At 63.3% G+C, this 14,202-nt stretch carries 17 protein-coding genes; 16 read left to right on the top strand and 1 reads right to left on the bottom strand.

The genetic code is table 11. The features are described from left to right. The first annotated feature begins 35 nt into the window (after positions 1-35). The 16 genes from HPY32_RS16470 (at position 36) to HPY32_RS16395 (ending at position 12,390) form a co-directional block, all read left to right on the top strand. The gene (locus HPY32_RS16470; protein ID WP_082870749.1) at positions 36-479 is read left to right on the top strand and encodes a hypothetical protein; all 444 of its coding nucleotides are present in this window, start codon (positions 36-38) and stop codon (positions 477-479) included. Further along, a complete protein-coding gene (locus tag HPY32_RS16465; protein ID WP_067584943.1) occupies positions 479-814 on the top strand; it encodes a hypothetical protein in 336 nt (111 codons plus the stop codon). The genes HPY32_RS16470 and HPY32_RS16465 overlap by 1 nt, the downstream gene beginning before the upstream one ends. Further along, positions 814-1,116, top strand: coding sequence for a hypothetical protein (locus HPY32_RS16460; protein WP_067580109.1), 303 nt, complete (start codon positions 814-816; stop codon positions 1,114-1,116). The genes HPY32_RS16465 and HPY32_RS16460 overlap by 1 nt, the downstream gene beginning before the upstream one ends. Next, positions 1,106-1,492, top strand: coding sequence for a hypothetical protein (locus tag HPY32_RS16455; RefSeq protein ID WP_156674037.1), 387 nt, complete (start codon positions 1,106-1,108; stop codon positions 1,490-1,492). The genes HPY32_RS16460 and HPY32_RS16455 overlap by 11 nt, the downstream gene beginning before the upstream one ends. A gap of 39 nt (positions 1,493-1,531) precedes the next feature. Next, positions 1,532-2,137 (top strand): phage tail tube protein, encoded by a 606-nt coding sequence (locus HPY32_RS16450; protein WP_156674038.1) that lies wholly within the window; start codon positions 1,532-1,534, stop codon positions 2,135-2,137. Between the two features lie 199 nt (positions 2,138-2,336). Continuing rightward, positions 2,337-2,564: a hypothetical protein gene (locus HPY32_RS16445; RefSeq protein WP_156674039.1), complete on the top strand. Its 228-nt coding sequence runs from the start codon at positions 2,337-2,339 to the stop codon at positions 2,562-2,564. Between the two features lie 35 nt (positions 2,565-2,599). Next, a complete protein-coding gene (locus HPY32_RS16440; protein ID WP_067580116.1) occupies positions 2,600-2,929 on the top strand; it encodes a hypothetical protein in 330 nt (109 codons plus the stop codon). 27 nt (positions 2,930-2,956) lie between these two features. Continuing rightward, positions 2,957-5,713, top strand: a complete 2,757-nt coding sequence (locus tag HPY32_RS16435; RefSeq protein ID WP_156674040.1) for a tape measure protein — start codon at positions 2,957-2,959, stop codon at positions 5,711-5,713. A 5-nt stretch (positions 5,714-5,718) separates the two neighbouring features. Further along, positions 5,719-6,630, top strand: coding sequence for a phage tail protein (locus HPY32_RS16430; protein ID WP_156674041.1), 912 nt, complete (start codon positions 5,719-5,721; stop codon positions 6,628-6,630). After that, positions 6,603-8,384 carry a Gp37-like protein gene (locus tag HPY32_RS16425; protein WP_156674042.1) on the top strand — a complete coding sequence of 594 codons (1,782 nt, stop codon included), beginning with the start codon at positions 6,603-6,605 and terminating at the stop codon, positions 8,382-8,384. Before HPY32_RS16430 ends, HPY32_RS16425 begins: the two co-directional genes overlap by 28 nt. Next, entirely contained in the window at positions 8,385-8,852 is a 468-nt protein-coding gene (locus HPY32_RS16420) for a phage gene 29 protein family protein (protein ID WP_067580124.1), read from the top strand. A gap of 22 nt (positions 8,853-8,874) precedes the next feature. Next, positions 8,875-10,089 (top strand): C39 family peptidase, encoded by a 1,215-nt coding sequence (locus tag HPY32_RS46160; protein ID WP_231951380.1) that lies wholly within the window; start codon positions 8,875-8,877, stop codon positions 10,087-10,089. Between the two features lie 3 nt (positions 10,090-10,092). Further along, a complete protein-coding gene (locus tag HPY32_RS16410; protein WP_156674043.1) occupies positions 10,093-10,341 on the top strand; it encodes a hypothetical protein in 249 nt (82 codons plus the stop codon). A gap of 6 nt (positions 10,342-10,347) precedes the next feature. After that, positions 10,348-10,677 carry a hypothetical protein gene (locus tag HPY32_RS16405; protein ID WP_067580130.1) on the top strand — a complete coding sequence of 110 codons (330 nt, stop codon included), beginning with the start codon at positions 10,348-10,350 and terminating at the stop codon, positions 10,675-10,677. A gap of 70 nt (positions 10,678-10,747) precedes the next feature. Next, entirely contained in the window at positions 10,748-12,028 is a 1,281-nt protein-coding gene (locus HPY32_RS45680) for a hypothetical protein (protein ID WP_156674044.1), read from the top strand. Between the two features lie 5 nt (positions 12,029-12,033). Then, on the top strand, positions 12,034-12,390 hold the full coding sequence (locus tag HPY32_RS16395; protein WP_067580134.1) for a hypothetical protein: 357 nt from the start codon (positions 12,034-12,036) through the stop codon (positions 12,388-12,390). Between the two features lie 657 nt (positions 12,391-13,047). On the opposite strand, the gene HPY32_RS16390 is transcribed toward HPY32_RS16395, so the two are convergent. Then, a complete protein-coding gene (locus tag HPY32_RS16390; RefSeq protein WP_156674045.1) occupies positions 13,048-14,196 on the bottom strand; it encodes a hypothetical protein in 1,149 nt (382 codons plus the stop codon). Positions 14,197-14,202 lie beyond the last annotated feature (6 nt).

Genomic DNA, 14,202 nt, shown 5'->3' with positions numbered 1-14,202 from the left:
GTGTCGGGTCTCATCCACACGAACGGGGTGGTGAGTTGGCTATCGAGTTGACGTTGGAGGATCTTCGGCCGTTCGCGCCGGATTTGGCGGCCGACAAGGCAGCGCTGATGATCGAAGACGCCACGGCCACCGCGGAATCCGTCGCCCCGTGCCTGGTGGACATGCCCACCAGCGATCCCCGGTACCGGGCAGCGAAAGCCATCATCCGGGGCGCGGTGCTGCGGTGGGCCGACTACGGCACGGGCGCAGTTACGCAGCAGTCGGCCGGGCCCTACTCCCAGACCATCGACACGCGCCCGGTGCGCCGCGCGATGTTCTGGCCCTCGGAGATCAACGATCTCGTGAAACTGTGCAACCAAGGCCGGGGCAAGTCGAAAGCGTTCACGATCGACACCACCCCGGCCGACACCACGCGGGCCCGGCTGTTCGGGCAAGCCTGGGTGAACGGGCCGGGCCCTACCGGTTCGGGGTGGGACTGATGCTGCCAACTCCCTACACGGTGGTGGTGTCGGACTACTCGGAGCGGCACACCGAGGCCGGGCGACTGGTGACCGAATGGACACCGAGGTCACAGCGGGAACCGGTGTACGGGTGGGGGCCGCCGCAGACCAGTGAACCGAAGATCATCGGCTACGACCGCCTGGTCGTGGAGGTCGAATTGCTCGCTCCCCCAACATTTTCGGTGAAACCGAATGATCGGGTCCGGCTCGGTGGCAGCGACTATCGGGTGATCGGGTACGCCGAGGACTACACACACGGCCCGTTCGGATTTCGGCCGGGTGTGGTGGTGAATCTACGGAGGTTCGAAGGCTGATGCCCAATCCCGTGATCAAGTGGAACATCAACGGTTTCTACCGGTTACGGAAAGCGCCCGGTGTGATCGTGGATCTGGTCGAGCGGGCCGAGCGGATCAAAGCCGCTGCCGAAGCCGAGGGCGGTGAATACGAGATCTACAGCCAGCAGGGCAATCCCGGCCCGCCCGGCAAGAACAGTCGAGGCGGGGGCGCGGGGCACCAAGGCCGGTGGCGTGTCTCGGTGACCACGGCCGACCCGAAAGCCATGCACAAGAACGCCACCGGGAAACCGTTGCTGCGGGCGGTGGATCGTGGTCGCTAGGAAACCGGCCACTCAGATAATCGTCCGCCTGCTCGCGTCCGCGCTCGGTATCCCGGTCGTGACCGGGCTCGGCTCTGTCCGCCCGCCGCGATTCGTGCGCGTCGACCGGGTAGGCGGCCCGATGGTGAACCGGGCGATCGACGGCCCGCATTTCAGCTTCGACTGCTGGGATGCCGGTGACGCCGAGGGGTTGGCGTATGCCGTCTACTCCGCGCTGCGATCGGCCGAAGGGTCCTATATCGATTATCCGGGCGGTCGCGCATGGATTACCCGTGTCGAAGAAGTCGGCGGCCCGGCGCACCAACCGCACCCCGATATCCCCGAACAAGATCGGTGGGTACTGACCCTGCGGGTCGGTATCGCCGTGGATTCGTGACTTTTCTCTATGAAGGAGCCGTCGTAATTGGCTACTGACGTGAAGAACGTCTATGTCCCCTCACCCGGCGCGAAAGGGGTGCTGTTTCGATCGGTGAAAACCACCGACGACGCCGTGGCACTGCCAGCCAGCGCCAAGGACGACATCAAGTCGTCTGATTTCACCGATCTGGGCGGGGTGAGTGATAGTGGTTTCACCAACTCGATTGATCGCAGCGTCAAGAAGGTAAAAGACTTCGGAGCAGCCACCGTCGCGGCACCGCAGGACGATTACACGGAGACGATGAAACTCGAACTGATCGAGTCCCTTCGCGAAAGCGTCCTGGAAACCGTGTTCGGCACGAAGATTACCCCGTTACCTGATGGCGGATTCGGTTTCAGCCACCGTAAGCAGCCGCTCGAAAAATATTCGTGGGTGATCGATACCGTGCAGGGCAGGAAGCTGCGGCGGCAGGTGATCGGGATCGGGCAGGTGACCGAGATCGGTGAAGTGAAACAGGTCAGTGACGATATCGTGAAATACCCGGTCACCATCGAATGTTTCGAAGACGCGGACGGCGATTTCGTCAAGGAATATGTGGGCCTGCCGAAGCCCGCCACCAACACCAAGCAGGCTGACACCAAGCAGATCGATAAGGCGGCATAACTCGCTGTGACTGCTGCCCGGTAGCGGTTGTGGTGCGGCTGGATTGTATGGCTCTGCCGGGTGGGCAGTTGTCAGGTTCTGTATTTTTCGAAAGGAAGTCTGTTCGATCGTGGCTGTGTTCACTGTGCCGAAGTCTGCGGGTTCGAAGCGGCAGAATCGGTTCGCGTTCCGTATCGCTGAGGGCGGCAAGGTGTATTCGGTGCCGTTTCTTCAGTATTTGTCGGGGCGGGGCGCGACGTTCATTCAATCGGGTATCGAGTCGAAGCTGGACGAAGCGTCGCTGACGCGGGGCCTGATCGCGCTCGAGTGCCCGGAGGTGGCCGAGGCGATCGAGGGTTTGAGTATTGATCAGATCGGGGCGTTGTCGAAGGCGTGGGCGGATGCGTCGACGGTGAGCCTGGGGGAATTGCCGGGCTCCGAATCCTGATCAGCGAGTATTCGGGGCCGATCGAATACGACCTGTTGACCCGCGGATTCCGGCTGACCGATATCGGTACTCCGCGGTTGTCGTGGCATGAGTTCGGTGTGCTGGTGGCGCATCTCCCGCCGACGCCGGACTCGGCGCTGTTCCGGGCTCGGTATCCGCGGTCGTGGTATTGGACTGCTGATATCGATTTTCTTTCCATGATCCTGTACACGCTGCAAGGTGCGAATTGGCAGCGCGGCGGCGGGCAGGGCGACAAACCGACACCGGTCACCCGGCCTGTCGAATCCGGGGCCGACGAGACGGGCGAGGGGTTCGCGCTGCACGAGATCCGCGAGGTATTGGCGGATATGCGGGCGGCGCTGTAGACAGCTCAACAAGAGGGGGCGGGCGATTTGGCTATCGAGCTTGCCAGCGCGTATGTGTCGCTGTCGACGGATACGAGCAAGATTCCCGGACAGATCAGCGGCGCTGTTGCTCAGGGCGGTAAGCAGGCCGAGCGGCACGCCGACTCGGCGGGCCGGAATTGGGGTGGCCGGTTCGCGTCGGTCGCCGGAACCGCGCTGAAAGCCGGTGTCGGTGTCGCGGCGGGTGGGGTGGCGGCGGTACTCGGGACCGCGTTCACCAAGGGCTTTCAACGCCTGAACGCCTTGGATCAGGCGAACGCCAAATTCAAGGCACTCGGCTACAGTGCGCAATCCGTCGCCGGGATCATGGATTCGGCCAACAAAGCCGTCAAAGGCACCGCGTTCGGATTGGGTGACGCCGCGAAAGTCGCGGCTACCGCGCTCGCCGCCGGAATCAAAGAGGGCGACGAGCTTACCAAATATCTGACTCTCGTGGGTGATGCCGCCGCGTTCGCGAATGCGGATCTCAACGAGATGGGCGCGATTTTCAACAAGGTCCAAGCGACCGGGAAATTGCAGGGCGACGAACTGGCCCAGTTGTCCGACCGCGGAATCCCGGTCCTGTCGTGGCTCGCGCAATCCTACGGAACCACCGCGGCGGCCATGTCCGACATGGTCTCGAAAGGGAAAGTCGACGCGGCCCGGTTCGAGCAAATCATGTCCGAACACATGGGCGGTGTCGCTGCCCAGATGGGCAAGACGCTGCAAGGCAGCTGGCAGAATTTGCAAGCCGGTTTAGGCCGCCTCGGCGCAACACTGCTCGGGCCTGTATTCGATCGGCTGACTCCCGCGATCCAGAAGGCCACCGCCTGGGTTGACGCGGCGGGCCCGAAGATCTCCGGTTTCCTGGCGCAGATCGGACAGGCAGCCGGGCCCACGGTCGCCAAGATTCGGGAATTCTTCGGCGGTCTCGGCGCGAAGATCGGGCCGCTGATCGACTATGTGAAAAACTTCTGGGCATCGTTTCAGCAGTCCGGGGAAGCGGCGGCAATATCCGACCGATTCCGCGAGATCTGGTCACGGCTGCAAGAATTGTGGACCGCGTTGCAGCCGGTGTTGGTTGAGGTGTGGAATGCGCTGAAACCGGTCCTCGTGGTGATTGCGGGCGCGGCGTGGGAAGCGTTCAAGGCGGTGCTGTGGGGGATTTCCAACGCGATCGACAATGTGAAAACCGTCCTCACCGTTGTGCAGCCGGTCATTCGCGCCGCGAGTCAGACAGTGCAGGATATCGCGGATTCGTTTCGGTCGGTGGTCGAATGGGTCGGTAAAGCGATCGATTCGGTGACGGGGTTCATCGATAAGGCCAAGCAGATCGGCGGCAATGTCGTCGGGTCGGTGGCCGGGTTCTTCGGGATCGGTCACGCGGGCGGCGGCCCGATCCTCGGGCCCGGCGGCCCGACTGACGATCTGATTCCGGCGATGCTGTCCAACGGTGAGCACGTCCTCACCGCTGCCGAGGTGCAAGCGATGGGCGGGCATGCGGGGGTGTACCGGATGCGGGCGGCGGCGCGGCGCGGGCAGCTGGCGTTCGCGGACGGCGGGGCGGCCGGGTTGCCGCGTGGTATCCGAGACGCCCTGGCGGCGGCGGCCGAGGCCGAGGGAATGCCGTATCGGTGGGGTGGCACGGGCCCGGCCGGATACGACTGCTCCGGATGGGCCGGGTATCTGCAATCGGTCGCCATGGGATTGCCCGACACGCACAAGCGGCTCTACACCACGGGCACGCTGATCGGCGGGGCCACCGCTGGGCTACAGCAGGGGCTCGGCCCGAGTGGGACTCTGTTCCGGGTCGGTGCCAGTGCCGAGCATATGGCGGTCACGATTGCCGGGCATGCGGCCGAATCCGGTGGGGCGCAGGGAACCTCGGGGATCGATGGCGGCCGGGCCGGGGCCGACGCCGGGCAGTTCCCGTTCAAATACCACCTGCCGAACCAGGCTATCGCCGGATGGGTCGACCAGGCCCAGGGCAGCGACGCGGGGATCGGGAGCGCCTATACGGCGGGCCGGGCCGGACAGAAGGCCCCCGCGCGGCAGGCACCGCGGATTGCGCGCCGGTACTCCGACACCGATCGGGAGTACCTGAAGCTCGAACAATCGTGGGCGGAGGCGAACAAGCGCCGCAACGAGGTCTACGCCGACGACACCGCATCCGAGTTGGATCGGATGGACGCGGATCTGGCGTTGCAGGACGCCGAGGACGCTCGCCGCAAGGGCCCGAAGGCCGACGACAACGGGGCAGCGAAAACCCTGACCGATTACGCACACAAAATGCTGGATATCGGCATCGACGCCGCGAAATCGCAGCTTCCGTTCGACCTCGGTTCCTCCCGATGGTGGGACGTGGCCGACAAGTCGATCGAGGCGGCGAATTCGGTTCCTGCGTTCACTCGTGCCGATATCGGCAATCAGCTCGGGTTCGATCCGGCTGGCGGTGTCCCGGACTGGGTGACCCGGTTGAGGGCGGGGCAGGCGAAGGTGTACGACACCGGCGGATGGCTCGAACCCGGTGGCGTCGCGGTCAACCTCTCGCGCAAACCCGAGCCGATTTTCAACAGCCCGCATCAATTGCGGCAGTTCGCCGATGGATTCGCACCGGTACCGGCCGGAGCGGTGTCGCTGGACGATTTGCGGACAGTGTTGGAGAACCGCCCGAACGTCACATTCAACGTCAGCGATTTCAGGGAAGCCATGGCGCAATGGCAACTCGAACAGCGCCGCCAATCCATGAGTTTCGCACGGAGGTAACCATATTGGTGAGCGAGCTGTCTATCCGGCTCGAAGGCTGCAACGGCGAATGGTTCACCCTGCACGGGAAAGGCGCCGGAGACAAAGGTGTCTTCCTCGGCCCGCGCCCCGAAGGGATTTACGACGAGCCGACCGAAACAATCTGGCAGAGCCATGCCTACCAGATCGGCGCAGACTTCGGCGGAATCAAAATCCATAAACGCGATGTCGTGTTGGGCATCGAAGTGGTCGGCGATAAATCCGGGACATGGAAACAGAATGATTCCCGCTGGCGTCAAGCCTGGTCCTATGAGAAGGATTCGACACTCTGGATCGAGACCACGGACTCACGCCGGTACCTGAAACTCCGATTGTCGGAGACCCCGACGTTCGCCCCGGATTTCGATCCGTTCACCGACGACTACGGCCACATCATCATGACGTGCGCGGCTGGCAACCCGCGCTGGTACGAGGCCACCGATTACACGCATGAATGGGTCTACCAGGGGGACCCCAAGGGTCTCTTGGTGGTGGAGAATCCGACCGATGTCGAGGTGTGGCCGAAATACGTGTGTCAGGCGCACCCGTCGAAAGCCGGAACGATCTGGGTACTCCCGGATTTCTCCTTCGGCTCCGACCGCGCCGACGCACTTCGCGCGGTGTTCCCGAACGAGGATTTGGACCACCGCGCGGTACCGCTGCCGCCCTTACAGCCACGTGAGCAATTGGTGGTCGACACCGACGAGCACGAAGAACAGCTCACATCGAATATTGACACCGAACCGTGGATGCGGTTCGAGGGCCGCTGCTTCCTGTTCCCGCTCCCACCCCGCACACCACGCACGGAATTACCGGTGACGGTGGCCGGGGCCGAGGAAGGGATGGGTATTCAGGTGCGGATTCCCCGCCCGTGGTCGCGACCGTGGGGGCTGGAATGAGCGTCATCACGACACTCGATTTCGAATCGATCTACCGTCAGGTGCAGGACAAGAAGCGCCGGGCGAAAATGCGGCGAACCTATCCGTCGTTCGTTCGTCTGTGGGATGGCCGTTGGCGGCTGCGCGGCAGGGTCACCCGGTATTCCGATGACTCGACGTTCGAATTCATCGACGGCGATACCGGGATCGGCGTGCTGGAAATGCCGCATGACTACTACCTGGCCCGCTGGCTGATCAATGTCGAGGTCAAGGGCACCAACCCGCGCGTGAAGCGACTCGATGGGACATGGAGCGAAGGGCCGAACCCGTATGGCCGGTACAAGGATCTGAACGCCTTCGTGACCGTGGACCGCGACGGGGCCCGCTGGTCGGGGGTGCTGTCGGAATGCAGCATCATCAAAGACGACAACGGCCGCCGTATCGTCCGCGCGACATTCAAACATGATTTCGAATTCGTGCGCAGGCTGCGTTTCTGGAGTAACCCGGTACTCCCCGCGCAGATCCAGGTGCCCCGCTATTGGCTGCTGTGGGGCCGCGCGATTCCCATCATCAAGATCACAATGTTTCTGAACCTGCTCCGCCTCAACGCCTCACCGTTTCGGATTCCGGACAATCCGCTGGATTTCGAGCATTGGCTCGATCCGATCAAAGGCCTAGATTTGCGGAACTGGAACATGGTTGTCAAACCACAGATCGAACCCGATACCTCGGTCACCGGACTGTTGTTCTCCCGGTTTCAGTCGGCGTACGAGGCGACCAAGACATTGGTCGATGATGCGCAATTGAGCTGGGATCTGCGGCGCTGGCTCAAAGGCGACCCCGAGCCGTGGCCGGGCGCTTTTATCGGGGGTGACCCGAACCGGTGCGTCGTGAAACACGGGGCGCTGATCGTGGATCTGAAAGACCGCTCGGCGTGGTCGACCGGGACAGCGGCGGGCGGCAACATCCTCCAGGGCCTCACCTACAGCATTCAAAAGTTCTTGCCGAACGGCATGAACGGCGCGATCGAAGAAACCACGATCGACCCGAACCTAGTGACCGAATACACGACACCGGGATTATTCAAAGGAACTGTGCCGCGGGCCCCGGCTGTAGTCTTCCGGGAATCCAAACACGGCGGAATCCAAACCTCGGAGGTCACGTGGCGTCCGCCGACTGTGACGAATATTGTCGGTGGCGGTCATTCCATGATGGGCGTGAACGAGGCGCTACGCGCGACCATTACCGCCCTGGGTGATCTCACCGCCATGATTCCGGGTGTGCCGCCGATCGGCGGTGTCCTCGAAATCGCGTTGACCCCGTTCGTGGAAGACACGTTGATGGCGTGGGGGAAATGGGAGAGCACCGACCGGAAAGACCGCCTCGGTGATTCGTTTCTGTGGGAGGACTACGCCGAAGGCTCCGAAAACATCTACTCGATATCCGGCGCGCTGGCGATGCGGAAAGGGTTCCTCGATACCGACGAGGAACTAGATGTGAAAGTCACCGTCGCCGATGGCTCGCCGTGGCGGATCGGTCAGAACGGGTACGGGCATTTCTTCCTCGGTGACCGGATCGGCGTCGCACCCCTCGGCGTATCGCCGGGGCAGATCTTCATTCAGCGCGTGAGTTCGCTGAAACTCAAACTGTCCCCGGATACCGCGGCGGCGTGGGAGATCACGCTCGGCCGCAAACGAGCCACCGATCCGATATTGGGGGCATGGGAACGGCTGAGCCAGCTCGCGAGCATTCTGCAAATGCAAGGGGTCCTCTGATTGACGTATCCGACCGTGAATAATTGTGATCAGTCGAATCCGCGGAAGGCATTCAAATGGGCGTTCGTCGCGCTCCCGTTCAGGGGCTCGACACCGCTGCTGCTGCACAGTGATGTGCAAGAGGAGCTGTCGCAATGGTTCTGGGAGTTGGGGTTTCGCTGGCATCCCGAGCTGGCCACCAAGAAAGTCCAGCCACCCACCCACGGGCAATCCCACACTCTGAACAACCTCGTGCAGTTCGTCTCGGCCGACGCGCCGGACAAGCCACCGGCCGACCCGCCGAACGGTTCCGGGTTCGTCGCTCCGCCAACGGTTTTCGATCCCTCCACGCACGACGAGGCGGAGGTGATCGAACACCTTCGCCAGGCGGACGCTTCCGAACGGGCGCGGGTGATCTCACGGGAGATGTGCGGGCCCAACCGGGCGGCCGTGCTCGATGCCTACACCGATCTATGGAAAGCACAGTGACACAACAGAAGTGAGACAGACAGTGCCCGACACGGACATGTACGCACGAGCAATCATCGGTGAAGGCCAACGGCGGGGTATCGCGCCGCAGGGCATCGTCATCGCGTTGGCGGTGGCGCTGGTCGAATCGAACCTGACCATGTACGCCAACCCGGCCGATCCGGAATCGCTGACCTACCCACACGACGCGATCAGCACCGACTACGACTCCACCGGCCTGTTCCAGCAACGGCCCCCATGGTGGGGCAGCGTCGCCGATCGCATGGACCCGGCCCGGAGCGCGGCCATGTTCTACGAGGCGCTGTCCCGGTTCGACTACACCAGCGGTGCGCACTCTCCCGGTTGGTACGCCCAGCAGGTCCAGCAGTCGGCCTACCCGGACCGCTACGACGAGCGCATGGCGGAAGCGCAACGCATGTACGACCGGCTCTCCGCCACGACAGGAAAGGAATATATGGGCGAACACGTCTTGCCGTACGACCGGAACATCGTGCCGCAGGAAACCTCGTATTGGTGCGGGCCCGCATCAACACAAATCGTACTGAACTCCCGTGGTATCGACCTCCCGGAATCGGAGTTGGCCGACCAGATCGGAACCACCGTGAACGGCACCGATTACGTCGGCCTGATCACCCCGATACTGAACCGGTACACGGGTGGCGGCTATATCGAACGGTACATGCCCAACGATCCGCCCACCGTGCAGGAGAAAGAACAGCTGTGGCGTGACATTGTGGCCTCGATTGACGGTGGGTTCGGTGTTGTCGCCAACATCGTTGCTCCGCCCACCAATTACCCGCGTGGTGTGAAGGGCTCGGTGAGCCCGGCCTATGCGGGTGGCACCGTGTATCACTATGTCGCGGTCATGGGATACGACGACAGCCCGGATCGGGCGGTGTGGGTGGCCGATAGCGGTTTCCGCCCGTTCGGGTATTGGTGTTCGTTCGATCAGCTCGCGAGTTTGATTCCGCCGAAGGGCTACACAGCCAACCTTTCGGCCCCCAATGGAGAGGATGACCAATTGTCCGACGTTACCGACATTATCCGCCAGGAACTCACCTACCAGTTCCCCTCACGGGTCGAGGGCTCCGAATACCGAGACACCCTGGTCGGCTACACCCTCAACAACGACAAGAAACTGTACGACCTCGAACAGTGGCGCCCGACCGTGGACGCACAGTTGTCCGCCCTGGACGCCAAGCTGGATCGGATTCTCGACGCATTGGAGGCCAAGTAACCGATGGTGACCCCTACTCAGGTTGTGCACGGCTGGCGCGCGACCGCCCGCACCGTGTTCGCGGTCATGGTCGCTGTACTGTCGGTGATCCCTACCGCGCTGATGACGGCGAATCTGGATAACACCGTGCTCGGCGCACAGGTCATCGCCGTGGCCGCCGCGGTCACCCGGATTCTGTCCCTACCTGCCGTGAATCAGCTGATCGACCAGTTCGCGCCGTTCCTGTCGGCCCGGCCACACATCAGGGAGTAACCACCCGTGAGCGACCTCGGGCCCACCGATCACCCGGTACTGCTGTGGGCGACCATCGCGGCCGGTGCGGCCGGAACGGCCTCGCTGATCTGGGCCCGGCTCGCCCCCGCCGGTAGCTTCTTCTGGAACCTGCGCGTGAAACTGATTCAACGCCGCCAGCAAATCGAAGCCGAAGCAGCAGCACTCAACGACCAGCGCAACGAAATGCTGATCGCCCAAATCGCGGCACTGAAAGAACAGGTCGACAACCTGCTCCGTGAGCTGACGCAGACTCAAAAGGACCTCGCGGAAGCGCGAGCGGAAATCATGGCGCTACGCGCTCAACTGAGCCGATAACGCCACCACTACAAGGGCTCTCACCGTTTCGGTGAGAGCCCCTTTTTTATTGCATTAAACGGGGGTGCTTGTGACATCGCCTCACGATGGCGAACTAACCGGCCCTTATCCGTCGCCTCCCGATCAGTCATGGACCGGAACGGGCTCGAATACCGGTGCGGGCTCGTGGGCGGGCAAAGACTGGGGCGAGCATTGGGGGCAATCGATACCCGGTGCTGGATTCGACAACGGCGACGCCACCGACGCCCAAATAGACGCCGTACGCGACACCCTGCTCGGCACGGTCCTCAGACAATGGGGCGCGACAAAACAGGGATTCCTGACCTGGACTCTTGCCGCGATCGACAACCTGATCAAAACCGTAGTCGGTACCGCGATCGGCGGGCTCGAAGGATTCGTCCGCTGGATCACGGGAACCGTGGACGGACACACCACCACCCTCGGCGATCACGAAGCCCGGATAGACAATCTGAAGAAATCCGTCGACGGCGTGGTCCAAACCATCAACGGCGCATATCAACCCCTGTATTTCAGCGGGTTTGTCGAGCTGAAGCCGACAACGAATCTCATTGATGTGATCATGATCGGCGCGGGCGGTGGGGGTGGCGGCGGCAAGGACGGCGGGCTCAACAACCCCAACTACGGCGGCGGGGGCGGAGGTGGCGGCGGGGAGTCGCACGTGACCATCAACGCGAGCGATGTTCCGGCCGGGCCCGATGGGATTCGCCGGATCTGGATCACCATGGGCGGCAACGGCACCGGGGAACAACCACCCCAAGGCGGCGGGCCCGGTGTCGGGGGCCAGAAGGGCGCGGACACCTGCTTGTACTTCACCGACCCCTCCCAGGGCACCCCGACCGTGAAATACCGCGCTGGCGGCGGAGCTGGCGGCCAAAGCCAAACCAACGCAGCGTCGGCCGCGCCCGGCGGAACGGGCACCGTACCAGGCGGCGACGGCGGGATCTTCTACTTCCGCGGTTCGGATGCGGTGAGCGAGGCCGGGAAGGCTTCGGCGCAGCCGGTCGGCGTCTCGAACGGGGGCGGGGGCGGTGGCGCCGGAAGCGGCCGGGGCGGCGGCATCCCCACCGCCCCTGACGACCTGCCCGGCCACGGGGGCGGCGGCGGCCCGAATCCGGGCGGAAAACCCGTGGGCGGCACCGGAACATCCACCACCGAATACCTCCCCATCGGAGGCGGCGGCGGAGCAGGCGGCAACTCGGGCACCCCCGGCGGCGCGGGCGGAGACCCCGGAGGCGGAGGCGGAGGCGGGGGAGCCATCGGCGGAATCAGACGCCAGACCGCGGGCGGACACGGCGGCGTCGGCCGCGCCTGGATCAGAGAAAGGACATAGCCACCATGGCGAAGGTCGCAACCGTCCACATCGAGCACATGAACCTGATCGGACACGCGAAGGTGTTCAAGTTGGCGGAACCATTCGATGTCGACGGCCAGCCGTGCTCGTATGTGATCGTGTGGATCACCCCAGCCGATCATTTTCAGAACGCCCAGGCCGGAGTGATCCCGGCGACGGAATGGGGCACAGTACTCGGCGGACACCTACGACGACGCGCGGGCATGACGTTGCTCGACTGCTACGACCCCGACAACACCGACTACGTCAACGGCTGCTACATGACGGCGCTGAAGATGCTCGGCTACACCTACGTCCCACCCGACCAATTCCCCGCCAATAAGGAAACAACCGTGGGGTGACGATGTCCGCAGTCGCCCGTCAGTGATCCCGGTTCCGCATCACCGGCCCCGGCGGCGGCCGAACTCGGCGGCCACCGGGGGACTGTCGCCGCATACCCGACTATCCTCACGCGACAGTCCCCGGCACCGCCGAGCCCGCGGCTACCGGACTCGCGCCCCTGGCGCACAGGAGGGCACCTATCCTCACCGCTTCCCCTCCGGCTGAGGGAGGGGGGCCGTACACGGGCCGCAGGGCAGGCGACCCGGAGGAGTGGCGCGGCCCGGTCGTCCAAGCGAGGACAGCGGGGGTACCGGTCGATTACTACGGCACCCCCGCGCCCTACCCCTGCGACCACTCCAACTCCCAGCACAGACGCTACCCATCCGCGCCGGGCCCGGACGGCGAACGACCGAACCCGCCCGGAATATCCGATCCTGTCACCAGCCATTACCCGTGTGTCACCCGACACGCGGGAAAGCCCCTGTGTCGCCCCGAATCTCCCGATTAGGGTGTTCGCGGCGTCACCATGGGCCCTGCACAACCCCATGGTCGGCGGTCAGGGGAGCCCCGCCCGACCGATAGCCCTGCACCTTGCGACTACGGGCGGGGCTTCCCGCGCCCCCCTTGCGCACTCCTACCCACCACGAACGGGGGGCCGAAGAACTGTCCCCCGAAAATCAGCGTCCGCCTTTTTCCAATCCGAGGTTGCGTGTCCGCTGGAGTTCGGCCGCCCGCCCGTCCCGCGTCACCTCCGGTGCCAACTCCGGCGCACCGGGCAACGGGACACCGGGGGCGGGCCTGCCCCGGTTCACCAACTCCATCGTTTTGACGAATTCGGGCGAATACCCGAGTTCGATGAATTTCGCTTTCTGCTGGTCCTGGAATTCTTTCGCCTGATCACGCGCTAACTGGGCTTGTGCCTCACGTTCGGCGACTTTGCCGATTGCTTCGACCGCCTTGACGGTCTCCGCTCGCTGGGACTCTAGATTCCGGGCAAGTATCTGTTCCATCACCTTGGCGGCTTCACCGGTCACACCGATAGACCACAGCATCGCCCGCGTCTGTGCCTGCTCCTGAGCGCGAATCTGTTCGAGCTTTTCCTTGGCGGCCTTGTGCGCCTGTTGCGCATCGGTCGCGTCGATACGCTTGGAGCTGTCTTGGGCTTGGGCTAGTTCCTGGCCTTTGTCAGCCACAGTCTTGCTGAGATTGGCTTTTTCGGTGGACAGAGATTTCGATTTATCCAGAGTTTGAGCCAGCGCTAGATCCTTGGCCTGTTGGGTGCGTTCCTTCTGCGCGGCTCTAGTCTTGTCGGCTGCCTTCTGAACCAGCTCGCCGACGCCGGGCAGCTCGACGCGCATACCCTTTTCGACCTGTAGACCCTGTGCCCATACTTCACGGGCTTGATTCCTGGCCACCTCCTGCCAGACGTACCGGCCTGGGAAATCGCGTACTAATTCCTCTGCTAATTGCCGCGTCTCCGGCGACATCGGCTCGTTCTCTACGGTGCGTAGCATGACCTGATCGACAACGCCCCGTTCGAGTAGAAACCGATCTTTGCGGAATTGATCCCTATCTTTGCGCCCGCCTACCTCGCCGGATTTATCCTCTATCCCACGTACAACGCCTTTGTCGTTGATCTTCTCTTTGTCGTATCGGCGATAGCCGAACGGCGTCCAATACTCTCGCGACTGCGGCGGTTTCGTGTACCCGTTCTCCTGATCCCGGAAGACTTTATCCGTGCCGTTTTCCCAGATTCTTCCGCGAGCATTGCTATCGAAGTCTTTCCGGTCTTTGTCGTAGCCGTCTCCAGGCATGACTGCACCCACCCCCGA

Origin of the sequence: Nocardia terpenica (genome assembly GCF_013186535.1) — a bacterium.
Taxonomy (GTDB): Bacteria; Actinomycetota; Actinomycetes; order Mycobacteriales; family Mycobacteriaceae; genus Nocardia; species Nocardia terpenica.
The sequence above is the reverse complement of the archived record's forward strand: the minus strand, read 5'-3'. Positions and strand labels throughout refer to the sequence as shown.

Bases quoted from the DNA above. Each gene is read 5' to 3' on its own strand.
- HPY32_RS16465 (WP_067584943.1), top strand. From the start codon at position 479: ATGCTGCCAACTCCCTACACGGTGGTGGTGTCGGACTACTCGGAGCGG.
- HPY32_RS16460 (WP_067580109.1), top strand. From the start codon at position 814: ATGCCCAATCCCGTGATCAAGTGGAACATCAACGGTTTCTACCGGTTA.
- HPY32_RS16410 (WP_156674043.1), top strand. From the start codon at position 10,093: ATGGTGACCCCTACTCAGGTTGTGCACGGCTGGCGCGCGACCGCCCGC.
- HPY32_RS16395 (WP_067580134.1), top strand. From the start codon at position 12,034: ATGGCGAAGGTCGCAACCGTCCACATCGAGCACATGAACCTGATCGGA.